20 protein-coding genes are annotated in these 24,803 nt (G+C 45.4%); 19 read left to right on the top strand and 1 reads right to left on the bottom strand.

Annotation, left to right across the window (positions count from 1 at the left end):
• The first annotated feature begins 2 nt into the window (after nucleotides 1–2).
• From ACSTTG_RS08560 to ACSTTG_RS08475, 18 genes are all read left to right on the top strand, one after another.
• Nucleotides 3–1,721, top strand: a complete 1,719-nt coding sequence (locus tag ACSTTG_RS08560; protein WP_438474491.1) for an efflux RND transporter periplasmic adaptor subunit — start codon at nucleotides 3–5, stop codon at nucleotides 1,719–1,721.
• A complete protein-coding gene (locus ACSTTG_RS08555; RefSeq protein ID WP_438474490.1) occupies nucleotides 1,718–4,855 on the top strand; it encodes an efflux RND transporter permease subunit in 3,138 nt (1,045 codons plus the stop codon). The genes ACSTTG_RS08560 and ACSTTG_RS08555 overlap by 4 nt, the downstream gene beginning before the upstream one ends.
• A 76-nt stretch (nucleotides 4,856–4,931) precedes the next feature.
• On the top strand, nucleotides 4,932–5,483 hold the full coding sequence (gene copI, locus ACSTTG_RS08550; protein WP_438474489.1) for a copper-resistant cuproprotein CopI: 552 nt from the start codon (nucleotides 4,932–4,934) through the stop codon (nucleotides 5,481–5,483).
• 133 nt (nucleotides 5,484–5,616) lie between these two features.
• On the top strand, nucleotides 5,617–5,967 hold the full coding sequence (locus ACSTTG_RS08545) for a DUF3147 family protein (protein WP_438460843.1): 351 nt from the start codon (nucleotides 5,617–5,619) through the stop codon (nucleotides 5,965–5,967).
• A 272-nt stretch (nucleotides 5,968–6,239) separates the two neighbouring features.
• Nucleotides 6,240–6,983 (top strand): HupE/UreJ family protein, encoded by a 744-nt coding sequence (locus ACSTTG_RS08540; protein ID WP_438474488.1) that lies wholly within the window; start codon nucleotides 6,240–6,242, stop codon nucleotides 6,981–6,983.
• A gap of 18 nt (nucleotides 6,984–7,001) precedes the next feature.
• Nucleotides 7,002–7,649, top strand: coding sequence for a transmembrane anchor protein (locus ACSTTG_RS08535; protein WP_438460845.1), 648 nt, complete (start codon nucleotides 7,002–7,004; stop codon nucleotides 7,647–7,649).
• 136 nt (nucleotides 7,650–7,785) lie between these two features.
• Nucleotides 7,786–7,926, top strand: coding sequence for a hypothetical protein (locus tag ACSTTG_RS08530; protein ID WP_438474487.1), 141 nt, complete (start codon nucleotides 7,786–7,788; stop codon nucleotides 7,924–7,926).
• Between the two features lie 218 nt (nucleotides 7,927–8,144).
• Entirely contained in the window at nucleotides 8,145–8,651 is a 507-nt protein-coding gene (locus ACSTTG_RS08525) for a P-loop nucleotide/nucleoside kinase family protein (protein WP_438460846.1), read from the top strand.
• A gap of 139 nt (nucleotides 8,652–8,790) precedes the next feature.
• On the top strand, nucleotides 8,791–10,098 hold the full coding sequence (locus ACSTTG_RS08520) for a S41 family peptidase (RefSeq protein WP_438474486.1): 1,308 nt from the start codon (nucleotides 8,791–8,793) through the stop codon (nucleotides 10,096–10,098).
• A gap of 172 nt (nucleotides 10,099–10,270) precedes the next feature.
• Nucleotides 10,271–11,083 carry a protein-tyrosine phosphatase family protein gene (locus ACSTTG_RS08515; protein WP_438460848.1) on the top strand — a complete coding sequence of 271 codons (813 nt, stop codon included), beginning with the start codon at nucleotides 10,271–10,273 and terminating at the stop codon, nucleotides 11,081–11,083.
• Between the two features lie 627 nt (nucleotides 11,084–11,710).
• Nucleotides 11,711–12,445 (top strand): helix-turn-helix domain-containing protein, encoded by a 735-nt coding sequence (locus ACSTTG_RS08510; RefSeq protein WP_438460849.1) that lies wholly within the window; start codon nucleotides 11,711–11,713, stop codon nucleotides 12,443–12,445.
• Between the two features lie 166 nt (nucleotides 12,446–12,611).
• Nucleotides 12,612–14,693, top strand: a complete 2,082-nt coding sequence (locus tag ACSTTG_RS08505; protein WP_438474485.1) for a VIT domain-containing protein — start codon at nucleotides 12,612–12,614, stop codon at nucleotides 14,691–14,693.
• Between the two features lie 374 nt (nucleotides 14,694–15,067).
• Complete coding sequence (locus ACSTTG_RS08500) at nucleotides 15,068–15,343, top strand: hypothetical protein (protein WP_438474484.1); 276 nt, start codon at nucleotides 15,068–15,070, stop codon at nucleotides 15,341–15,343.
• A gap of 453 nt (nucleotides 15,344–15,796) precedes the next feature.
• Nucleotides 15,797–16,261 (top strand): DUF2059 domain-containing protein, encoded by a 465-nt coding sequence (locus ACSTTG_RS08495; RefSeq protein WP_438474483.1) that lies wholly within the window; start codon nucleotides 15,797–15,799, stop codon nucleotides 16,259–16,261.
• Nucleotides 16,262–17,478: 1,217 nt separating this feature from the next.
• Nucleotides 17,479–18,192, top strand: coding sequence for a hypothetical protein (locus ACSTTG_RS08490; protein ID WP_438474482.1), 714 nt, complete (start codon nucleotides 17,479–17,481; stop codon nucleotides 18,190–18,192).
• 841 nt (nucleotides 18,193–19,033) lie between these two features.
• The gene (locus tag ACSTTG_RS08485) at nucleotides 19,034–20,029 is read left to right on the top strand and encodes a transposase (RefSeq protein WP_438474481.1); all 996 of its coding nucleotides are present in this window, start codon (nucleotides 19,034–19,036) and stop codon (nucleotides 20,027–20,029) included.
• Between the two features lie 583 nt (nucleotides 20,030–20,612).
• Nucleotides 20,613–21,608, top strand: coding sequence for a transposase (locus ACSTTG_RS08480; protein WP_438474480.1), 996 nt, complete (start codon nucleotides 20,613–20,615; stop codon nucleotides 21,606–21,608).
• Nucleotides 21,609–22,250: 642 nt separating this feature from the next.
• A complete protein-coding gene (locus ACSTTG_RS08475) occupies nucleotides 22,251–22,643 on the top strand; it encodes a hypothetical protein (RefSeq protein ID WP_438474479.1) in 393 nt (130 codons plus the stop codon).
• A gap of 239 nt (nucleotides 22,644–22,882) precedes the next feature.
• Here the strand turns inward: ACSTTG_RS08475 and ACSTTG_RS08470 are convergent, their stop codons facing one another.
• Complete coding sequence (locus tag ACSTTG_RS08470; protein ID WP_438474478.1) at nucleotides 22,883–23,455, bottom strand: TetR/AcrR family transcriptional regulator; 573 nt, start codon at nucleotides 23,453–23,455, stop codon at nucleotides 22,883–22,885.
• An 83-nt stretch (nucleotides 23,456–23,538) separates the two neighbouring features.
• Between ACSTTG_RS08470 and ACSTTG_RS08465 the strand changes: the two genes are divergently transcribed.
• On the top strand, nucleotides 23,539–24,618 hold the full coding sequence (locus ACSTTG_RS08465) for an alcohol dehydrogenase family protein (protein WP_438474477.1): 1,080 nt from the start codon (nucleotides 23,539–23,541) through the stop codon (nucleotides 24,616–24,618).
• Nucleotides 24,619–24,803: the final 185 nt, after the last annotated feature.

Genomic DNA, 24,803 nt, shown 5'->3' with positions numbered 1-24,803 from the left:
AAATGAATAAAACTCATCAAGTTGCAGTTTTAGCCCTGATTATAGGCGGTGCGATTGGTTACTCCGCTAGTCACTGGTTGCCAATTTCTGGTTCTGGACACGACATGTCACAGATGAACCCAGCAGATCAAGCGAGTAATGAGCCACTCTATTGGGTCGCGCCAATGGATCCCAACTATAAACGCGATCAGCCGGGTAAATCACCCATGGGGATGGATCTTATTCCGGTATATGCAGAAGACTTAGCGGGCGGCAATGATAAGCCTGGCACCGTGACGATTGACCCTGCGGTTGAAAACAATCTGGGTGTGAAAACAGAGTTGGTGCAAAAAAAGGCCCTGTCACCACAAATAGAAACCGTGGGTTATGTCGCCTTTGACGAGAGTCTACTTTGGCAGACCAACGTGCGCGTGGCCGGTTGGGTCGAAACCCTCAATGTCAATGCGGTGGGTGATCATGTCAAAACAGGTGATACGCTGTTTACCCTCTATTCACCGGATTTGGTTAAAGCACAAGAAGAACTGCTTAACGCCTATCGAAGCGCTCGAAAAGGGTTGGTGCAGGGCGCAACGGAACGTTTAATGACTCTGGGCGTGGATAAAAGTCAGATTGAGAGCATCAAGCGCCGTGGACGCGTGGTGCAAAATATAGCGATTAAGGCTCCCGCCGATGGCGTCATCGCGAGTTTAAATGTGCGTGAAGGCGGTTATCTCTCGCCGGCGCAAGTCGCCATCAGCGCTGGACCTCTGGCAGAGGTATGGGTGGATGCTGAGGTGTTTGAGCGTCAATCGCACTGGGTGGAGTCAGGCAGCCTCGCAACCATGACCCTTGATGCACTACCAGGCAAGGAGTGGCAAGGTGAAGTCGATTATGTCTACCCCATTCTTGACCCTAAAACGCGTACGCTTCGCGTCAGACTTAAGTTTGCTAACCCAATGGGCGAACTTAAGCCCAATATGTTCGCCAATATTGCGTTGCGCCCCCAAATTTCACAGCAGGTGTTGACGATACCGCGTTCATCGGTGATTCGCTCTGGTGGCATGACGCGAGTGGTGCTAGCAGAGGGCGCAGGTAAGTATCGCTCTGCCAGAATTGAGGTAGGTCGCGAAGCGGGCGAGCGTATTGAGGTGACACAAGGATTGACACTGGAAGACAGAGTCGTCACATCCGCTCACTTTATGCTTGATTCAGAGTCCTCGCAAACCGCAGACCTTGAACGAATTAATGGTGTTGAGGCGCCAATGGAAACGGTTTGGGCCAAGGGTGAAATCACGGATGTGATGTCCGATCATGCCATGTTGACCATCAACCACCAACCGGTACCTGAATGGAATTGGCCGGGAATGGTGATGAATTTTAATCTCGCAGACAGTGTCAGTGCCGAAGGGTTAGAGGCAGGACAAGCGATAGAGTTTGAGATGCAACAAACCCCGGATGGGATGTATGAAATCATCGAGCTCAAAGCGGACCAAGCACCGGTCGTTAATGAGGTATGGGTACGCGGCAACATTACCATGCTGATGGCGGACTTTGGCATGATCACACTATCGCACGAGCAAGTGGAAGCCTGGGGATGGGCGGCTGGTGAAATGAACTTCATGGCCGATTCTAGAGTTGATCTAGCCGATTACGCTGAAGCTGATAGTGTCGAGTTTTTAATCGAGAAGCAAGGCGCGGAGTATGTGCTTAAAGCGCTAAAAAAAGCAGAGGTTGAGCAATGATTAGTGCCATTATTCGTTGGTCTATCCGCAATCGCTTTTTAGTCATTCTAGCAACATTAGGCTTAGTGCTAGGAGGGCTATATAGCGTCAAAAATACCCCGGTGGATGCGATTCCGGATCTGTCGGATGTCCAGGTGATCGTCAAGACCAGTTACCCCGGGCAAGCCCCGCAAGTGGTCGAAGATCAAGTGACTTATCCTTTGACTACCGCCATGCTCGCCGTCCCTGGCGCCGAAACGGTGCGCGGATTCTCATTCTTTGGTGATTCCTACGTGTATATCATCTTTAATGATGATACCGATATCTACTGGGCGCGATCACGTGTCTTGGAGTATTTGAGTCAGGTAGCGCCAAATCTCCCCCCGAGCGCCAAGCCAATATTGGGGCCCGATGCCACGGGTGTCGGCTGGATATTTAGCTATATCTTGCAAAATACAGCGGGCCGTCACGATCTCGCTGAGTTGCGCAGTATTCAAGATTGGTTCTTGAAGTATGATTTGCAAACAGTTGACGGCGTATCAGAAGTAGCGACTGTAGGCGGTATGGTCAAGCAGTACCAAGTGCAGATTGACCCCGCGAAGCTGCGTGCCTATGACCTGACCTTACAACAGGTCAATATGGCGATCAAAAATGGCAACCAGGAGACCGGTGCATCGGTGATCGAAAACGCCGAAGCCGAACACATGGTGCGTACAACGGGTTACCTGTCGGGTGTTGAGGATATTCAATCGCTGCCGCTGAAAGTGACGGAGAAGGGTACGCCGCTTTTACTTGGTGATATTGCTGATATCAATCTGGGCCCACAAATGCGCCGGGGTATCTCGGAGTTTAACGGGGAAGGGGAAGCGGTTGGCGGTGTCGTCGTGATGCGCTTTGGCGAGAATGCTAGCGAAGTGATCACTAAGGTCAAAGACAAACTGGAGGATCTGCAGCGAAGCTTGCCAGATGGGGTCGAGATTGTCACGACTTATGATCGCTCGACCTTGATTGATGCTGCTATCGACAATTTATGGCAAAAATTAGCGGAAGAATTCATCGTCGTCGCGCTGGTTTGCGCCCTGTTCCTATTCCATATTCGCTCTTCCTTGGTGATCGCGCTTAGCCTACCGGTTGGCATCTTGTCGGCGTTTATTGTCATGCACTGGCAAGGGATCAATGCCAACATCATGTCATTAGGTGGTATCGCGATTGCCATTGGTGCCATGGTGGATGGTGCTATCGTCATGATTGAAAATGTGCATAAGCATATTGAACGAACCCCGCTAGACGATAACAACCGTTGGCAGGTGATCACCAAGGCAGCCGAAGAGGTGGGTGCTCCGCTGTTCTTCTCACTGCTGATCATTACATTGAGTTTTGTACCGGTATTTGCTCTGGAGGGACAAGAGGGCAAGATGTTCTCTCCGCTGGCGTTTACCAAAACCTACGCCATGGCGGCCGCTGCGGGCCTTGCGATCACGCTAGTGCCGGTTCTGATGGGGTACTTCATCCGCGGTAATGTACTGGCCGAGCACAAGAACCCGGTCAATAAAGGGCTTATTTCGCTCTATAAGCCGATGCTCAATGCCAGTTTGAAATACCCAAAAACAATTATTGTGTTGGCGTTAGCCTTAATGACATCCGCCTATTATCCGGCCTCCAAACTCGGCAGTGAGTTTATTCCCCCGTTAGACGAGGGTGACTTGATGTATATGCCAACCACTTACCCAGGCGTCTCGATAGGCAAGGCGAGAGAGCTGCTACAGCAGACCAACAAGCTAATCAAAACTGTGCCCGAAGTGGAAACTGTTTGGGGCAAAGTCGGTCGTGCTGAGACGGCTACCGATCCTGCGCCGTTAACCATGATTGAAACTGTAATTCAATTGAAACCGCGCGACGAGTGGCGCGAGGGTGTCACCACGGATTCATTGCGCCGCGAGTTTGATAGCCTTATTCAGTTCCCTGGGCTGACTAACGCATGGGTAATGCCAATCAAAACCCGCATCGATATGTTGGCGACCGGTATCAAAACGCCAATAGGTATCAAGATAGCCGGTCCAGATCTGCAAATCATTGAAGGCATTGGCGCACAGCTTGAACCGCTGCTTAACACCATAGAAGGCACGGCCTCGGTTTATGCAGAGCGCGTGGCTGGTGGACGTTATGTAACGATTGATATCAATCGTCGCGCGGCGGCGCGATACGGGCTAAACATCAAGGATGTGCAGCAGGTGATCTCGACCGCGATTGGTGGCATGAATGTCGGTGAAAGCATAGAAGGTCTTGAGCGCTATCCGATCAATGTGCGCTACCCACAAAGCTATCGAGACTCGGTCGATAAACTACAAAACCTCCCTCTGGTTACGCCCAATGGTGCGCGTATTGCACTCGCCAATGTGGCTGAAATCCGTTACGAAGATGGTCCGCCGATGATAAAGACCGAAAATGCACGACCGAATGGTTGGGTGTTTGTCGATATTGATGGACGGGATTTAGGCTCTTATGTTGAAGAGGCCCGGCGTTTAGTGGCTGAGGAGCTTGCACTGCCAGCGGGGTACTCCCTTAACTGGTCTGGTCAATATGAGTACATGGAGCGCGCCAAACAGCGCTTGAGTATCGTTGTTCCGATTACCATCGCGATCATTATGCTGCTGCTCTATTTCAGCTTCCGCCGTGTGGGAGAGGTGATGATTATCATGCTCACCCTACCTCTGGCATTGGTTGGCGGGCTGTGGTTGATGTACCACTTAAACTACAACTTTTCGATTGCCGTTGGCGTTGGCTTTATTGCCCTTGCCGGGGTCGCGGTCGAGATTGGCGTCATTATGCTGGTTTATCTCAATCAGGCTTGGCATTACAAAAAACTCGAGGTGTTGGAAAAAGATCAAGCTTTGAGCCAACAAAACCTGATCGAGGCGATCCGCGAAGGCGCTGGCTTACGGGTGAGGCCCGTGATGATGACAGTGCTGACGGTGATCATCGGTCTTATTCCAATCATGTACGGTGAAGGTACTGGCTCAGAGGTAATGCAGCGTATTGCTGCGCCGATGATTGGTGGAATGGCTTCCGCGTTAGTGTTAACGCTGGTGGTGATTCCGGCCATTTTTAAACTGTGGAAACAGCGTGAAATCGCACCTTCCTCTGCTACAAATTAAAACCCGACTTTAGAAATTTAGTGCGGCAGCTGGCGTGTTGGCTGTCGCCTTCATACTCACAAAAAAGGACACTACTATGAAAATCTCTCTTATTGCACTAGCACTGACGATGGTGAGCGCCAGCGTCATGGCAAGCTCAGACCATATGGACCACAGTAAGATGGATCATTCAAACATGGACCACTCGACAATGAACCACGCAAGTGTGGATCACAGTAAAATGGACCATTCAAATATGAATATGGAAGGCATGTCTGCTGTTGGAATGCCGGCGACCGGCGCTAAACCAGACAAAGTGATCCATGTGGTTTTGAGCGATGATATGAAGATCGAATTCAAACGCGACGTGAAAATTGAGCCGAATGATATCGTGCAGTTTGTGGTGATGAATACGGGCAAGGTCAATCATAAGTTTGTGATTGGCTCGCCAAACGAGCAGCACGAACATCGTGAAATGATGAAGAACATGTCGGGTGATCACACGCACGATAGTGGCAACGCTGTGACGGTTGGGCCGGGTAAAGCCAAGCAACTCCTATGGCATTTCCACGGAGAGAGTGAGATTGAGTTTGCTTGCAATATTCCAGGGCATGCGGAAGCAGGTATGGTAAAAAAAATCGATTTGTAGTGACTCATTCAAACTAACCTTTACTCCATCGTTTATGCTTTTAAAACACGGTCAATTGATTGGTTGGATCCAATCAATTGACCGTAGTAGTGTTGATTTCAAAGGTTGTCAATTTGAGTAAGGTAAAGAGTTTATGTGGTGGATTATAACCAAGTATGCAATAACAGCAGGTGTTGTGGTGCTTATCTCTGAAGTCGCGAAAAGAAGTGACAAAGCAGGCGCTTTGATTGCTGCTCTACCAACAGTGACGATCCTCGCTCTAATCTGGATGTACCTCGAGGGGCAGGGGCAGCAAAAACTTATCAACCATGCCTACTATACCTTTTGGTATGTCTTGCCGACCTTACCTATGTTCCTATTATTTCCCCTATTAATCTCAAGATACCCATTTTGGATCACGCTGTTGCTCTGTGCCTTGGTCTCTTTCATTTGCTTCATTGCGACATCAGCAGTAGCGAAACAGTTTGGTGTGACACTAATGTAACCGTGCTGTGGGTTGATGTTTGTGTTTTGTTATATTATAACAAACGTAGTTTAGCTCTGGCTTGACCGGGATCTTACACAGAACATGGCTCAGGCTTAGCGGCACACTGTAGGCTTTTGGCTGTGGAAATGAAGTGAGTTTGTGTTGGTCACTCAAGCGGTGGTTCATCCGTAATCTATTCAAAGTTGAATCACCGACTAGAGCCTCATTATTTGTCTAATCATGGCCGCGCTTAGCGTCCAATTCATTGTGTAACTAATTATGGAGTTACTATGAATGTGTTATGCATAGCTGAAGGTAGCAAGTGGTCTTTAGTGTGTCACGAAATAACGCGTAAGGGGTTTATCTATCTCACACTAGCCCTGTTGATGATTACCAGCTCGGATACGTTTGCACATGCTGTGGCGCAAGGTGATAAAGGCTATATACAAGAAATCACTGGGACAAATTTGGTCTCATTTGTGTACCTGGGTGCAAAGCATATGGTGACTGGGTATGACCACATCCTGTTTTTGCTGGGTGTTATTTTCTTCCTCTACAAAATGAAACACATTGCGCTCTATGTGAGTCTGTTTGCCCTAGGGCACTCATCAACAATGCTCTTTGGCGTCTACTTTAACATTGGCATCAATAGCTACATCATTGATGCCATCATAGGTTTATCTGTGGTTTATAAAGCGATGGATAATATTGGCGCTTTTCAGCGTTGGTTTGGTGTTCAGCCCAACACCAAACTTGCCACCTTGTTATTCGGTTTTTGTCATGGTTTTGGCCTATCTTCAAAAATTATCGACTATGACATCTCACCGGATGGACTCATCCCAAACCTGCTTGCTTTCAATGTTGGTGTTGAGATTGGCCAACTAATGGCCCTTGGCGCCATTCTAATAGTGATGGGGTTTTGGAGGCGTCAGGCAAGTTTTTATCGCCAAGCCTATTCAGCCAATATCGTTCTGATGAGTTTAGGTTTTATGCTTATTGGATATCAGTTAACAGGGTATGTTGTCGCTCAATAAGTCGAGAAGGAATCAAACATGTATAACAGAGATAAACCAAGTCAAGATGAGCTGCCGACAACCAAACAGCTGGTCCGCTCGACTGTGATCGCACTCACCAGTGCGATCGTTTTGTTGGTCACGGTGATCCTGCCCGCAGAGTATGCGATTGATCCTACAGGTATAGGTAAAGCGATTGGTTTGACAAAAATGGGTGAAATCAAAGCCCAGTTGGCCGAGGAAGCATTGGATGATCAAAAGTGGAGTCACGCGGTCGTTCCGACAGCCTCAGCAAAGGCAAACCCGAGTAAGGTTGAGGGCAAAGCCGGTGTTGTCTCAGCAGTGGGGCAGAGTGACAGCGGTGTGGACTCTGAGTGGAAAGATAAAATTTTGCTTACTCTCAAACCTGGCGCTGGCGCTGAAGTAAAACTAGTGATGGATGAAGGCCAAATCGCTCAGTTTGAGTGGGTATCGAAAGGTGGTCCAGTGAACTATGACGCTCATGGTGATGGCAATGGTCATTCAATTAGCTATCAGAGAGGACGTGGCGTACCCAATGACGAAGGTGATTTAGTTGCTGCGTTTACAGGAAACCACGGATGGTTTTTTAGAAATCGCAACGAAAACGTAGTGATGGTAATTCTTCGCACCAGCGGCGAATACTCAGAGGTGAAACGTGTGTTCTAGTCTAGCCCTCGCTTCGGTAAAGTGTTTTTCGTTAGAGAGCGGCGAGTGGCTTGCGCAATGCTAACCTTAACCAGGTCGGTCCGGTTGAGCGAGTTTTCCAACGAGCCGTTAGCCAAAATCAGACAGTGGAACCGATATGAAAGAGATAAAGAGTGTATTCCCCAATCTAGAAAGAATGCTCAATCAAGCGAGTTGGTTTGATGATGTTGCAAAACTTGATTTAGGCAAAACTGACTCTTACCTTTCCAAATTAATCAAGGGGGCATGGTTTCTTTGACGGTATCTTGTGACCCTGGCTAAAAACCACGTTGCTTGAATTAAAACATCAACCACCCCAATAGAGGTGGGGACAAAAATAGATGAATTATGGTCACACAACCCCAATATACCTTGCTGATTATCAATAAAACCTTTAAGAGAATCGCTCATCATTTGTGATAAGGAATCAGCTTATCGGAAATCGAACACCTTTAGGTGCAGAAGAGGCGGATCAATTTGAATGTTGCTACCTTATATATTTTTTCAGGCTTACCAGCCTCTGGAAAGTCAACGCTTGCTAAATTATTAGCAGTAAAAGCAGGGGCCATGTATCTGCGCATTGACACTGTAGAGCAAGGTCTGCGAGACCTTTGTAACTATAAAGTTGAAGGCGAAGGTTATCGACTGAGTTACAGGATTATTCAGGATAACTTGAGGCTCGGCATGAGTTGTATCTCGGACTCTTGTAACCCCATCGAACTCACTCGCCGAGAGTGGCAAGAAGTGGCGGAAACTGCAAATGCTAAGTTCGTCAACATTGCAATTAGTTGCTCTGACCGTGCTGAACACAAGCTGAGAGTCCAAACTCGTGAATGTGAAATCCCAAACTTGAAATTACCGGATTGGCACCATGTGCAAAATCGTTATTACGAGGTTTGGCAAAAAGAAATAATCACAATCGATACCGCGGGCCAGAGTATTGAAGCATCATTTACCGAGTTGGTTGATAAACTCGGCTTGTAACGGCGGAGGAGCATGAACCAAAATTGCCCCAAACGGAGTTGTTAGCGGCTTTCAAACCATTTCGTCAATCAATCCTCTGATTTAGTTGTCTTTATACCCTTAACCTCATGATAGTGATAAATGAAAGGAAGCAGCAGGTATGTGCAATACGGTCTTATTACGAAGCGATGGCGATTTATCCGTAAAGGATAGGGTATTCGGCTTATCTCTTTTCTGGAAAGAAGCCAGCTATAATTTCGCCTACTTTCATCAAGTGCCAGAACTGGATTTCGACAAGGCATATTGTGAATATTTAACCAGAGCAGTAGAGCCACAATCGACCTTTCAATATTACCAGTTGCTAATGGAGTTTTGTGCACTACTCAAAGATGGACATACAAATATCTACATGCCCCCTGAGCTAGAAAACCAATTTGTAGACTGGCCACGTATTGAGTTAGAAGAGGTTGCGGGTCAAGCTGTGGTGATTTGTGTTGCTGAAGAGCTTATCCACTTGATCCCGCTGGGCTCGGTGCTTACCCACATTGATGGTCATGAAGTGATGGATTATTTACAGGAAAATATCCTTCGCTACATAGCGGCATCATCGCCACATGTTCGAGTTGATTTGGCAATATTGAGAGCGTTACATGGTAAACCCTGCTCAAGCGTAAAGATTAATTTCATTACTCCAAGTGGTGCACATCGGCAGCAACTGCTTCAGCGCAATGGGCGAACTTATGAAGGAGAACATCAGTCACTAAAGCTTCAATCAGTAAGTGGAACTGCTGTGACTTTTGAGAGAGTGAGCGATGACGTTGCATATGTTGGTTTAAATCGTTTTGATGGGCCTGAAATTGTGGACGATTTTGTATCACTGCTACCACAATTGGAGCACCTCTCTGGGCTAGTGATTGATCTCAGATTCAATGGTGGCGGAGATACGCGAGTTGCTGCTGAGATACTATCCCACCTGACAGATTGTGAGTTGCTCGGTTCGAAATGGTATACACGGCAACATGTAGCAGCGTATCGAAGCTGGGGAACCATTTTAACTGAGTATCAGGCTTACGCTTCAGATGATGCGTGGGTAGAGGGCTCAAGTGGTCCAATTAGCCCTCAAGGCAAAGGATACCCTAACTTACCTATTGTTATCTTGATAGGCAGGCATACCGCCTCCGCAGCAGAGGACTTCTTAATCTATGCGAGCGCAATGCAGAATGTGACAACGATAGGCGAAAGAACGTGTGGTAGTACGGGTCAACCTGTTTTTGGTGAACTCCCGGGAGGTGGGTGTTTTAGAATTTGCGCCAAGCGCGATACGTACCCAAATGGTGAAAATTTTATCGGGACTGGTATCGAGCCGGACATATACCTAGATAAAACTCTTGAGGATGTCTTGAATAAAGTTGACACAGTTAAAGAGAGGGCACTTCAAATTTTGCAAGAGATAACCAGTGAGAGCTAGATGTTTTCTCCAACAGGTTGGTAACGAGGGACAAACTAGCCTTTTAACAAATGTTGATTCTATTCCGTATAGCGCTGGTTAATTCGTCCTGTCAAACGAACCTAGCTTGACTTAAATTTCCTCGTGTCTGTAAGGTAATTGAGAAATGATACTTTTAGCGCAAAGGATGAATATGCAAGACAAGTACTGTGTTGAGACAGCAAAATTGTTAATGGGAATTAAGGGACCTGCCGAACGCCTGCTTTTTGACCTTAAAAGAGATAGATTCAATCTCTCGCACAGCATTAAGACAAGCGTCCGCAGAGACTTAAACGCGAATTTCATTGCCGTTGATGGGCTTAATATAGCTATCGCGACTCAGTATCCATACCCGCATCAAGTCGAGGCACAGCTGCAGTTGTTGGTAGACAATCGCACACCGGCTTTAGTCGTGCTTGCAAGTAGTAACGACATCTTTAGTGACAACTTGCCGAGCTATTTTTCACGTTCAGGCAAATATGGCGAAATATCTACAAGATGTACGCATGAAAGTTCAATTTCCTTAGCTATGGCGACTAGATTGGAAATCTATCAGTTGGAAATTTCAGGCTATAAAGCTACCGTCAGTGTCCCTGTAATTCATGTGCATAATTGGCCAGACCATCATACGATTGATCTGAATGCGACACTGGAACTCGTCGATATCATTAATACGATCGTGCGTGATAAGAAAAACTTTTACGAACAGAGAAATAGCCGCGCAGTCGGTGATGCCAAAAGAATGTTGCCGGTATTACACTGTCGTGCAGGTGTTGGCAGGACGGGCCAAACTATTGCCGCGATGATAATGAGAAAGAGACCTCAGTTGAGTCTATCATCCATTGTGAGGGACTTAAGGGTTTCCCGAAACAACCATATGATCCAAACTCAGGTGCAGATGGAGACTTTGGTCAGGTTGAATAAGCACTTGCAGAGTCAATCGGATATGGTTTGCAGCCAGAGTTAAATATGAAGAAAATCGCAATTATAGGCTCTGGAGGCGCGGGGAAATCGAAACTGTCAATTATTTTGGGTAAAGAGCTTGCTTTGCCGGTACACCACTTAGACTCATTGTACTGGCAGCCAGGTTGGGTTCGGACACCCAAAGATGAGTGGTTGGCAGTACAAAGAGAATTGTGTCGACAGGAAAAATGGATCCTAGACGGTAATTATACTGGCTCGATTGACCTGAGGCTGGCGCATTGTGATACCGTGATATTTCTAAACGTGAATAAATGGGTCTGCATTTTTAGGGCTGTCAAAAGGTCACTCTCAACATCAGTGCGGCCTGACATGGCAGTGGGTTGCCCTGAGCGAATAGACATGAGTTTTATCAAGTTTGTATGGAGCTTCCCTAACAGAGTGCGTCCTTCACTGCTAAACAAGTTAGAGTCTTTGAAAGACTCGAAAAGAGTTATCATAGCTAGCTCGGTAAAAGAGGCACTGTTGATGTGTAAGTCTAATCAGCTTTGAGCAGAGTTGTGGAGAAACACTGCAGGTCAATAAAGGCGCTTATAATACTTTTTTCCTCTGCAGTTTAGTTGTGATTGGGCTGGTGTTTTTGCTGTTGTAGTGGTCAATCAAGGAGAGACAAATGTCAGAGTGTGAACAGGTCATTCAGACACTGAAGAAACAGTTAAAATCACACGGTGTGAATTATCAGGATGTTGCAAAAGCGCTGGATTTGAGTGAGGGTTCGGTTAAGCGCCTTTTCTCGAATGGTGGCAGTATGAGCCTGGAGCGTTTGTCTGCGGTGTGTGCTCTGATTAATCTGGAAATGACCGCACTGTTTAAACTAGCCGCAGAAGAGAGTCAGAACCTTTCCTCATTGACCTGGGAGCAGGAAAAACAGTTAGTGGCGGATAAGGCGTTACTGCTCGTCGCTGTTTGTATTACCAATGGTTATCGTTTTGAACAGATCCTGACTCAATACAATCTCAATGAGCCTCAATTGATTCAAAAACTAGCGCATCTTGATCGCATCAAAGTGATTGAGCTAATGCCGGGCAACCGCATCAAACTAAAAATATCACCGTCTTTTTCGTGGATTGCAGGAGGGCCTATCCAGCAATTCTTCCAGCAACAGGTGATAAGCACCTTCTTCCGCACGCACTTTTCCAATAATGACGAGAAACTGGTGATGTCAACCGGGCTGATGTCTTTGCCAACCAATCATAAGTTCCAACAGCGTATTCAGCATCTGGTGAAAGAATTCTATGCATCGTGCAACAGCGACAGCGATTTATCCATGGAAGAGCGGCATGGTACCTCGATGGTGGTCGCGATACGTCGCTGGAGCTTCCCTTTGTTTGATGAATTCGAAGTTTGATGAATTCGAAACTGGAGACGACACAACGAAAAGTCGCACCGGGTAACACCGGCAGTATTACTATTTGCCACTTTGCCTGCTGAGCTTTGGGGCTTTTCAGCCTTCGTGCATTCTATTGGGCAACCGGAGAAAGACTCTCTGCTGATAGAAGATAAAGGAGGCAATGATGTCAAACCGACTGAAAATGAATGCACAACAGGCCCTTTGGAGTGTTTTGTTTATTATTGTGCTTATCGCTACGCTTTCATCGAAAGCGCTAGCGGCGGGATTACTCAAACCCATTAACAGCCAATATAAAGATCTGCAGATCCAATCCCACCATGTTGATGTTGTGATTCAGGATGGCTACGCCACCACATCAATTGAACAAACGTTTTACAACCCTAATGATGCAGAGTTGGAAGCTTTGTACTCGTTCCCCGTTCCGCCAAAAGCCGTTGTGGGCGAGTTTATCTATTGGATTAACGGCTCGCCGATCATTGCTGAGGCCGTCTCCAAGGAAAAAGCCCGCCAGATTTACGATGACCAAAAAGCGCAGGGCAACGCTACAGCACTGACAGAAAAAGACCAATACAAAACCTTTGATATTCGGGTGTACCCAGTGCAACCGCAACAGAGCGTGAAGGTGAGGCTAGTATATATGCAGGACGCCTTGTTAGACCATGGTATTGGACGTTATGTCTACCCCTTGGAAGAAGGCGGAGTGGATGAAGCCAAAGCCAGCTTTTGGACCCGAAATGACAAAGTGGAACAGGATTTTTCATTCAACGTGACATTACGCTCCTCCTATCCCATTGATGGCGTCAGGATGCCTGGACATTCCTCGACGGTGATTTCCCAGCAAACGGATGGAGAACATAGTACCTGGAAGGCAAGCATCAGTAATCATATGGCTAATATCGAGCAAGAAGAGTCTCACCAGACTACTCAAGCGACAATGAGGCTCGATCAAGACGTGGTTGTCTACTGGCGTTTGCAAGAAGGCTTACCAGGTCGTGTTGATATGGTGGCTTACCGTGACCCAGAAACATCTAAGCGCGGTACGGTGAAGTTGACCTTTACACCGGGTGATGATCTGACCCGAGTAGCTCAAGGACGTGATTGGGTGTTCGTGCTGGATAAGTCAGGCTCAATGTCTGGCAAGTATTCGACGCTAGTAGAGGGCGTGCGTCAAGGCTTGACTAACCTGCCTTCGCAAGACAGATTTCGCATCGTGATGTTCGATAACAATACCTATGATTTAACTGGCGGCTTTGTGGCGGTCAACCCGTCTAATGTCAGCAACGCGCTGCTATCAGTCGAGCAGGCAACGCCAAGTAATGGCACCAATCTCTACAAAGGTATGTCTGCCGCTATTCGTAAACTCGATGATGATCGTCCTACTGGTATTGTGCTGGTGACCGATGGTGTGGCAAATGTGGGAGTGACCGAAAAGCGCCGTTTCTTCGACTTGATGGAAAAGCATGATGTGCGACTGTTTACATTCATTATGGGTAACAGTGCTAACACACCATTACTGGAGCCTATGACCAAGTTGTCGAACGGTGTCGCGACCTCAGTATCTAACACGGATGACATTATCGGCCATCTTATGAACATCACCAGTAAACTGACATTTCAGGCTTACCGAAATATCAACATCGATGTAAAAGGCGTGAAAATTAAAGACTTGACACCAGAGCAGATCAGCAGCCTGTATCGTGGTGAGCAATTGACCGTGTTTGGCCACTACTTCAACGGCGGGGAGGCGGATATCAAGCTAACCATGGATGTTGGTGGCGAATCCCGCCAATACCGAACTAAGGTGATGCTGCCGGGTACCGCGATTGAGCATCCGGAACTGGAGAGAATGTGGGCGCTCTCAGCAATTCGTGACCTGCAGGAACAAATGGATTATCTGGAGCAAAAAGACAGCGATAAGGAGCAAGCAATTGAAGATATTGCGCTGGAATACGGACTATTAACCGACTATACCTCTCTGCTCATAGTAGAAGAAGCTGTGTTTGAGCAACTAGGAATGGAGCGCAAAAACCAATCGAGAGTACTGAAAGAGCAAAGCGCTCGAGAGGCTAAACAGAACAAGCCGATTAAACCAACTCGCGCTGACAATAATCAACCGATGTTTTCCCAGCCAGCGCCAACGCACTCAGGGGGAAGTGGTGGCAGTATGCATAAATTGGCATTGCTTTGCATGATATTTTTCGGGATAGGTCGAGTGGGGAGAGACCGAGCGAACAAAAACAGTTAAGCCTACAAGAAGGCAACATTATGCCTATGACCTATCAAAAGTTTTCATGATTTAAGGGTTATGCGATTGCAGTTCATCACTTTCATCTACACTGCCAGCTTGTTAGATCTAATAAGCTGCCGGTTTTCGCCGCCTTTACGAGTAAGAAATATTTGATATATATCAGGTTGTTGGATCGAGTAACAGACTTGTACATGAGATCTAGTTTAAGATAGTTGGCCGCAAGGATAGCGAATGGTGTTTGGATAAACCAAGCCTACAGTAATCGATAGTTAATGATATGAGTGCCTTCAATACTCAATAGTGATTTCCAAGGTGTAGAAGAATCACTGGGCGAGAAACCTATGTCATTCATTATAGAAAAAGGATTTGCAATGAGTAACAAGAAGTTGATTTTTGGTCCAAGTATTTTTCTAGTTTCAATTGTATTTACAATGGGTGCAGCGGTGCTCAATGCCCCTGCACTGTTAATCTATTTGCTAATCGTTAAAATGCTATATGCATTTGTAGTATCGATGATAGTAGAGGGTTGGCGAAAAAATGACTCCGCATTGGTTGAAACATCGGAAACACGATGGAATGTAAACATTAACGGAATTCCGGTGACAGAGGTTTCTAACGCTTTGTTTAACTTACACTTTACAAACTAACGAGATCTCAGAAATGCATATCTTAAACTGCTAGTTCCAAAATTTATTATTATGTGCTTTTTAATGGCATTTTCAGTATATAATATTTTGGAGAGTCTAGAGCTGATGAAGCAATCCCCATTTTATGCTGTGTCAATAATAGTCGCGATTGTTATCGCAATAAAAATGTTCGATTTACTGAGGTTGTTAGCACGACTGAATAATGCGAAGTGGTATATTCACAGCACAGACTTTGGTACATATACATATTATTCAGCATATACTGAAAGAAAAGGCTCGTTGGAGCCTTATTTAGTAAAAGTCTTTGAATGATGTTTCTACAGTAATGTGAGGTTAGGCGCTGCGCAGTCAGCGCTTAAGCGTTCAACAAGCCCTGTTCGGAACATGTGAGTTGAGCAATTAAACTCATTTCAGCCCCAAAATGTTTTGGGTGAAGAACAATAAGGATATTGAATGATAAAACTTAAAAGTATGGCTGCACTGTGTGTATCTATGATTTGTGCGAGTGCTTTTGCGGGAGCACATGAAGATGCGGCAAACAAACTACTCGACACAATGAACATCAATGCTCTGACAGCGGAGTCGATTAACCATATGTTGGCACTGCAAATTCAAGCTCAACCTCACCTTGCGCCATATGAGCACACGATGCGAGAGTTCTTTCATACTTATATGAGTGGTGAGAGCCTACGTGAGGACTATGTCCGTTTATACACTGACGCTTTTACTACTGAAGAGCTAGAAGAAATGACCGCATTTATGGCAACACCAGTAGGGCAGAAATCCCTAAAGGTATCGCCGGTATTAATGGCTAAGGGCGCGGCGATCGGGCAAAAGCGAGTGATGGATAACGCGTATATTTTAGATGTAATGATTGAGGAAGAAGCTAAGCGAATTCAGGCGTTACAAGCAAAGTAGGGGAATAGTGTGTAGGGCGCTTGGTTTAAAACTCTGGTTCTGGTATCGGGGGGGTATCATCATCCATAAAGCTAAGAGAAAATGCTCCCATATAATTATCTCGTTGTGAGTTTACCCTGACACACTAATGAGACGTTACTGTTGCTGACCAAAGAATCTCACATTTTCTAACGCGCACTGACTTGGGTAGGTAGTAGCATACATGATTCTGCCCCAAACTGCGCTACAGGCTGTGATAGATACAGAAGCCTGAATGGAATTTGACCAAACCTGACTAATGTGAGTTACTAACATCATCTTTAACTTGCCGGTAGCAATCTAATGAGAGCGATGAGCAAATGTTACTACTCTACTTGTTAGTCATTGGAGCGCTCATTTTTGTTGCATTCTACATAGCGCTAACTGCTATAAGAATCATTTCTTTGAGACCAAATATAAAGCTTGGTAGTTATGATACTTGCTTCAATTTGGCTAGGGCCGAAGTTCTCCGCTCTCAAATTGATGATACTGTGACTTTCGAGCAATCCTTTGTTGGTCAGAGTGATAAGACCAGTTTCGCACCTGGGTACCCCGCAATAGAGATAATTTGTAGTCACGTTACTAAATGGGTACACGTGGTTGAAACCAATGGTCAAAGACAATATTGCGGCAAGAACTCCTCGCTTTGTGATAACCACAATGAGGCTTGGGTGTTCGTAGACGTTAGTGAGGAGTCTAGGACTCAAGGTTGCCCATTTTACGCCAGTGGCAGTACGTTTAGAGATAATCCCGCTTGGGGGATTTTGCCACACAAAAACTTCTACTGGAAAGGCAGAGTCTTTGGTTTGGTAATGCAAGATGGAAAACTATATCCATTACTCGGGCTAGAGTGGGGGTTTCGATTTAGTTGTTGGTCAGTAAGGCCAACGCCAATATGTCCGCGGCAATTGAACAGTTCTGATTGGAGGAAGCTCCTACCAAGTTTGAATAGTTGCTACCAACAACAATTTGGTTTACGAGATAGTCACTAAAGTCACCGGTGACTTTACGGTCCTAAATCATTCTTGCCCCATTGTGAGTCAGTGGTAGTTAACCCGACATATCATAGTGAGGTTATTTGACATACTTTTCCTTATCTGTGTAGGGTATACTAAGGAATATCGGGATAGCCAGCAAAGTGGAGAGCAGGACATGTGGCTATTTCCCGTGTATTAAGTGTTATTTTTCAAGGAGAGAAAATGTCACGTTTGATCAAGTCAGTTCTTCTAATGATTTCTTTCATCTATTTGTCTGGATGTAATTTTCAAGCAAAAGATGTACAACTAATCGAGATTAATGTATCTAACGATAAAGAAAAGAATGACCAAATAGCACAGGCTTTAATGTTTTATTCTCCTTTGTACTTTGTTAGCAACATACCTACCCTTACAGAGAAAAATTATTCTGGTATTCAAGTAGGTTATGTCAGGGCAAAAGACTTGAGTCGTTCAAACTTTCGTGTTTTTTATGTGCTCAACAACAGTGAGCTTACCTCTGCTGACATAGCAGCAATTAAACAAGAGTTCGAGATTTTTATTCCAATTATGGCTGAAGAACATGCTTCAAAGTATGAGGTTTTTGAGTCTCAATCAAAGATAAAGGCTCAATGGTTGAAGGTTTTTTTAAACAATAATGGTGAAGCTAAGTATATGAATAGCTTATCAAGATTAGTTTTAAACGAGTTCGGACAGCAACTACAAGCTATTCCTGGTCAGGTATCTGCACAGTTAGGAAAAGTAGAGCAAGTAGAATACCTTCGACCTCAATATTATAGAGCGTTCAATGGTTTTCAAGAACAAGTAGTGCTAGTTTATGAGGTCACATTTAGAAGTGGATCAAAATCTCTTGTCCAGGTTGCCTTAGATGGAAGCAACAAGGTTATCCATCTGGAATTTAATCAAATAATGACGTGATAAATTAGGAATAAATACCGCTAAGCCAGTTATAAATTCTGATTGTTTAACAAGCTAGATATATCCTGTTCTAGTAATCTAGGACACATGGTTAAGCCAATTTGGCCGTAATTAAGATAAGTAATGCTGTGTAAAATTAGAAAAAGTGTAGTGTAAAGGAGCCTAGTGTTGCAAGGCGGAATGAAGCTCACTTTTGCCCCATAACGACTTTGGGGCGTGCGGTTACTCAAAATACTGAGGTGCGGTTTGCACTACTTAAATTCATATGTTGCAGGTGTCTAGATAGCCGGGTTCATATCAACCCACAACATTGGTGATTTAAATTTTCGTATAGTGATACGATTGCATAAAGCCTAGATTTTCTCACAAAAGGGGTGAACGTTTTCGCGTCGGGTTTACTAGTCACGTTGGTTAAATGGAGTTTAGGTCGCTGGCTAATTGGTAGATGGCAATGTGTATTATATTGCGAAGCATGTTTGATTTAGTTGATTGATAACTGGCTGAAATGTAATAATTATGTTGCTCTAAGTTTGTTTTTGGTGGTAGGTTAGGTAGCGATCCTAATATGCGTTATGCACCTATGGTGTTGGAGGTTGTTTGTGTTTTACATTGGCATCGCTGTGATAATTATATCAATGGTTCAGTTTTCGGGACTGTTTATACATTCGATATCTCCGAACTTAGGTTTTGGCCATCAATTATCTCTGTCAGCAGTCTCATTGTTCGTCGGCTTGCAAATATGCTTGTCGCGCTCTACGACTTAACTTGACACCCATGATACTGGTGGAGTTGTCGACCCTCTCCTACACTTAAGTAGTGCTCAATTCTCAGGAGAATTACGATGCCCAAAGCTCGCTCTGAACAAGTTAGTCTGGATGATACGGCCTACTACCACTGTGTTTCACGCTGTGTGCGCAGGGCCTACTTGTGTGGTGTTGATGAGGTTACTGGTAACAGTTATGAACATCGGCGGGGTTGGGTTGAAGCGCGTCTGCTCAAGTTGGCGCGGGTGTTCGCCATTGATGTTTGCTCGTATGCGGTTATGAGTAATCATACCCATGTGGTGCTGCATGTTAATCAGGTGATGGCTCTGGGTTGGAGTGCGAATGAGGTCTTGGAGCGTTGGCATCAATTGCACAAAGGAACGCTGCTAACCACTCGTTATCTTAGTGGAGAGCAGCTCGATGATGCGTCATTGAAAGCAGTTATGGATATTGTTGAGGTGTATCGCCAGCGTCTGTATGACATCAGCTGGTTTATGCGTAATCTCAATGAGACCATAGCCCGTCAAGCTAATAGAGAAGAGGAGTGCACTGGACGATTTTGGGAGGGGCGTTTTAAGTCGCAAGCGCTACTTGACGAAGCTGCCTTAGTTGCCTGTATGGCGTATGTCGACTTAAACCCAGTCCGCACCCAGATAGCGCCAACCCCTGAAGAGTCTGAATATACCAGCATCAAGACTCGGGTGGATACACTCCGAGAGTCTGACGGCTGCGACTCGCGCCAACCTGAAGCCTTATTTCCCTTTGTCGGTGACCCTAGGCTTGAGATGCCTGAGGGGTTGCCGTTCCGACTTGAAGACTACTTGTCACTGGTGGATTTCAGTGGTCGCGCAATACGTGAAGATAAACGTGGGGCTGTAGCTGAGTTCCAGCCGCCGATTTTGTCCAGACTAGGAATCGATGAAGCGGTTTGGGGAGCTTTGATTGTTTCGCTTGAAAAGGAGTTCACCGGACCTATCGGCGGTGAACAGTCTCTGCGCCAATATCAGCAGCATCACGGCTTGCAGCGAATGAAAGGCATAACTTCCGCAAGGCGTTGCTTTAAAGCCGCGTAATTCACTTTTGACCTTTCTTTTCACTACGGTGACAGCTGTGGTGGGGAGAGGTATTGTCAGTAGCGATACAAAGCTGATAATGGGCGAAACCGTGATTCCAACATCAGATTTTGATACTCGATTTTAGTTAACCTCTGCTATGCAAACTTGAAAGGTTGGTATTTACTGACGATTTATCATGGGAGCGATTGTTTTAAATATAATATGGGTGTCTTAGTATAAGTAGCGAATGAAAGGCGTAATTTCCGCAAAGCGTTGCTTTAAAGCCGCATAATTCACTTTTGACTTTTCTTTTCACTACGGTGACAGCTGTGGTGGGGAGAGGTATTGTCGGTAGCGATACAAAGCTGAAAGTGGGCGAAACCGTGATTCCAACATCATATTTTGATACTCGGTTTTAGTTAACCTCCACTCTGCACACTTGAAAGATTTGTGTTTACTGACGATTTATCGTGGGGAAGATTGTTTTTTAAGTTATTATGGGTGTATTATGAAAAACGACTTAACTTGACACCCATGATACTGGTCGAGTTGTCGACCCTCTCCTACACTTAAGTAGTGCTCAATTCTCAGGAGAATTACGATGCCCAAAGCTCGCTCTGAACAAGTTAGTCTGGATGATACAGCTTACTACCACTGTGTTTCGCGCTGTGTGCGCAGGGCCTACTTGTGTGGTTTTGATGAGATTACTGGCAAGAGTTATGAGCATCGGCGGGGCTGGGTTGAAGCGCGTCTGCTCAAGTTGGCACGTGTGTTCGCCATTGATGTTTGCTCGTATGCGGTGATGAGTAATCACACTCACGTGGTTCTGCATGTAAATCAGGTGATGGCTCTGGGTTGGAGTGCGAATGAGGTCTTGGAGCGTTGGCATCAATTGCACAAGGGAACGTTGCTAACCACTCGCTATCTCAGTGGAGAGCAGCTCGATGATGCATCATTGAAAGCCGTTATGGATATTGTTGAGGTGTATCGCCAGCGTCTGTATGACATCAGCTGGTTTATGCGTAATCTCAATGAGGCCATAGCCCGTCAGGCTAACAAAGAAGAGGGGTGCACTGGACGATTTTGGGAGGGGCGTTTTAAGTCGCAAGCGCTACTTGACGAAGCTGCCTTAGTTGCCTGTATGGCGTATGTCGACTTAAACCCAGTCCGCGCCCAGATAGCGCCCACTCCTGAAGAGTCTGAATATACCAGCATCAAGACTCGGGTGGATACACTCCGAGAGTCTGACGGCTGCGACTCGCGCCAACCTGAAGCCTTATTTCCCTTTGTCGGTGACCCTAGGCTGGAGATGCCTGAGGGGTTGCCGTTCCGACTTGAAGACTACTTGTCGCTGGTGGATTTCAGTGGTCGCGCAATACGTGAAGATAAACGTGGGGCTATAGCTGAGTTCCAGCTGCCGATTTTGTCCAGACTAGGAATCGATGAAGCGGTTTGGGGAGCTTTGATTGTTTCGCTTGAAAAGGAGTTCACCGGACCTATCGGCGGTGAACAGTCTCTGCGCCAATATCAGCAGCATCACGGCTTGCAGCGAATGAAAGGCATAACTTCCGCAAGGCGTTGCTTTAAAGCCGCGTAATTCACTTTTGACCTTTCTTTTCACTACGGTGACAGCTGTGGTGGGGAGAGGTATTGTCAGTAGCGATACAAAGCTGATAATGGGCGAAACCGTGATTCCAACATCAGATTTTGATACTCGATTTTAGTTAACCTCTGCTATGCACACTTGAAAGGTTGGTATTTACTGACGATTTATCATGGGAGCGATTGTTTTAAATATAATATGGGTGTCTTACTATAAGTAGCGAATGAAAGGCGTAATTTCCGCAAGGCGTTGCTTTAAAGCCGCATAATTCACTTTTGACTTTTCTTTTCACTACGGTGACAGCTGTGGTGGGGAGAGGTATTGTCGGTAGCGATACAAAGCTGAAAGTGGGCGAAACCGTGATTCCAACATCATATTTTGATACTCGGTTTTAGTTAACCTCCACTCTGCACACTTGAAAGATTTGTGTTTACTGACGATTTATCGTGGGGAAGATTGTTTTTTAAGTTATTATGGGTGTATTATGAAATTTTCTAAAATTTTAATTTCGACAACATTTAAACAAATTGGTGTGACATATAACAAACTAGAACAGTTGAATCTTTGATTAAACATGTAATAACCTATACCGAGTAATTTGGCACAAATTGCATAATTATAGTAATGAGGCTCACAATGATCAGAGATACAGACTTCAAACTAGATGAAAGCACTCTAAAATTCAAGAGTGATGAGTATTCAATAAAAAGAATAAATCGTGTGCGTGTGAAAATCAATACTGCTAGTAATCACATTTGGCGTGTGCTTCTCTTAGGTGGACTAGTTTCAAGTCTTGTTTGGGTCATCGCCCCTCCAACAATGGGCTTATATATGGCTCCTGTTGCTTTGGTTATTGGCTTTCTGATAGCTCTCGCTGGGCTGAAAAAATATGAACTCCAAATAGAGTTTCAACATAATGATGGTACTGGGACACAATGGGTCTCAATTGCCAAGACTAATGACCATAACGTGAAGGGTTTACTTGAAGAAAAGTGCAAACAAATTGAGAGCTTGCTAAATACTGACTAAATAGTGGTATAAAAAATTTCCCTAATGAATGTTATACAGTAAACAGGTTTGATATTCGCGCAGAAGATGACTTGCCGACTGCAATGAATAAGTTAATTTAGCCAATCGACAAGAGGTTTTTAAATACCTAAAATTATCCATCAAATGCCAATTTAGTACAGTCACTGACAAGGTTTTGTCCAAAAATAATCTACAACTCTTGGTAATCACACAACGATAACTGGTCTAATTCTGATCATCTATGATGACTGTTCGCGTCCACTACTAGCTTTTGCCCCATCGAGTAACTGTGAAACATACTCGAAAGTGCTTTCCCAAGTTGCACAAGAGATGTCGAGAGGGGACGATGCAGTGATGCCTTCGTAAATGAGCATCAGGAGATTAGATAAAGCGGGTTGAGAAATACCGTCTTTTCCAAGTCGAGAGCAAAGATCCTGTTCTTGGCGCAGTTTATTGTCGCGAACATACTGCACGATCTGTTGATCTTTGCCCTGATATTCAGAAAGTGCATGCCAATAAAAACAACCATTGCAGTTTTGTTGTTCAAACCAGTTTCTGAGCGCATAAAATGGCACTAATGAGTGCCAACCTTCGTTGAAAGTGCTGTCCAGTTCTTCAACACTTTTCCAGTATCTAGCTTCTCTTTGCTCCATGATCGCCAAAATTAAGCTCTCTTTGCTAGGAAAGTGTTTGTAGAGCGTTCGTTGGGTTGTATTTGCCTGCTGGGCGATTTTTGCAACGCCGGTACGATGAAAGCCTTCCTGATAAAACAAGCGTTCAGCGGCTTGAAGTAAGTCATCTTTCTTTGACATTCTTTTCCCACAATGAAAGTATAGTGATCACTATACTTAAGCATAACAACTCAACGTTGTATTGCAAGCGCATGCAGAGGACGATGAATTTGAAGCAAACAAAAACGATGAAAGCGGTGGTGACAATCGCTCAAGGTGGCCTTGATAAGCTTGTCTACCAAGATGTGGCGATACCGGAGCTTGCTGAGGGTGAAGTCTTGATAAAGGTCTTGGCAGCGGGGGTTAATAACACTGAGATCAATACACGCATGGGTTGGTACTCAGGAGATGTCAGTACTTCGACCAATAACATGGCAGAGCAAGATGATTTCAGTACGCTCAGCGACGGCGGTTGGAGTGAGGAGACACCTTTTCCGCTCATTCAAGGAACAGATTGCTGCGGTATGGTCGTCGCTACAGCGAGTGAGGCAGACTCAAAGCTAATCAATCAACGTGTTTTGATTAGAGCATGTATGAGAACCAATGGGTTTGAAGACCTAGATAATATATGGATGGCCTCTGATTTTGATGGTGCGTTTGCTGAATACGTGAAAGTGCCTGCAAGTGAAGTATTTCCAGTGCAAACTCAGTGGAGTGATGTGGAGCTCGCTAGCATTCCTTGTGCTTATGGAACAGCAGAGAACATGTTGCATAGGGCGAACGTCAAGTCGAGTGACACGATTTTAGTGATGGGTGCTTCCGGCGGTGTTGGCTCTGCTGCGGTACAACTTGCTAAACGTCGCAGCGCAACGGTTTGGGCGGTGGCATCACAAGCGAATCATGCGGCACTGCGAGCGTTAGGTGTTGATCGGGTTTTAGACCGCCATGAAGATCTGACCACAGTATTGGCTGAAAGCTGTGTCGATGTGGTGATTGATAATGTTGCTGGTGAAAACTTTGGTCAACAATTAAGAGTGCTAAAGCGAGGAGGGCGCCTAGTGACATCGGGTGCGATCGCAGGACCGATGGTGAATATAGATTTACGCCAGCTGTACCTCAAGGACATTACGTTAATTGGCACTACTGCATGGGACGAGCCTGTGTTCCCAAACTTGGTCAGTTATATAGAGCAAGGCCAAATTAAGCCATTAGTGGCTAAAACTTTCCCTCTATCGGAAATCAGACAAGCACAAACCGAGTTCTTGCAGAAGAAGCATTTTGGGAAATTTGTTCTTATTCCATAGACTCTCTGGTTGAACTGATATTCCAGTTTTTAACACGCAGAAATAAAAACGTACACGCGGGTTGTGGAGACTGTCCTGAATTCTGTGTAACTGTCTACACTTAAGCCGTACTGGCTAAGGATGGACAACATGGATAAAAAAGCACTTGAAGCTTTTGCTCGTGAAGCTGCTAAGTCAATCAAGAC

The organism is Vibrio glycogenivorans (assembly GCF_051660965.1).
GTDB lineage: Bacteria > Pseudomonadota > Gammaproteobacteria > Enterobacterales > Vibrionaceae > Vibrio.
This window is presented reverse-complemented; position numbering and strand designations above follow the sequence as displayed.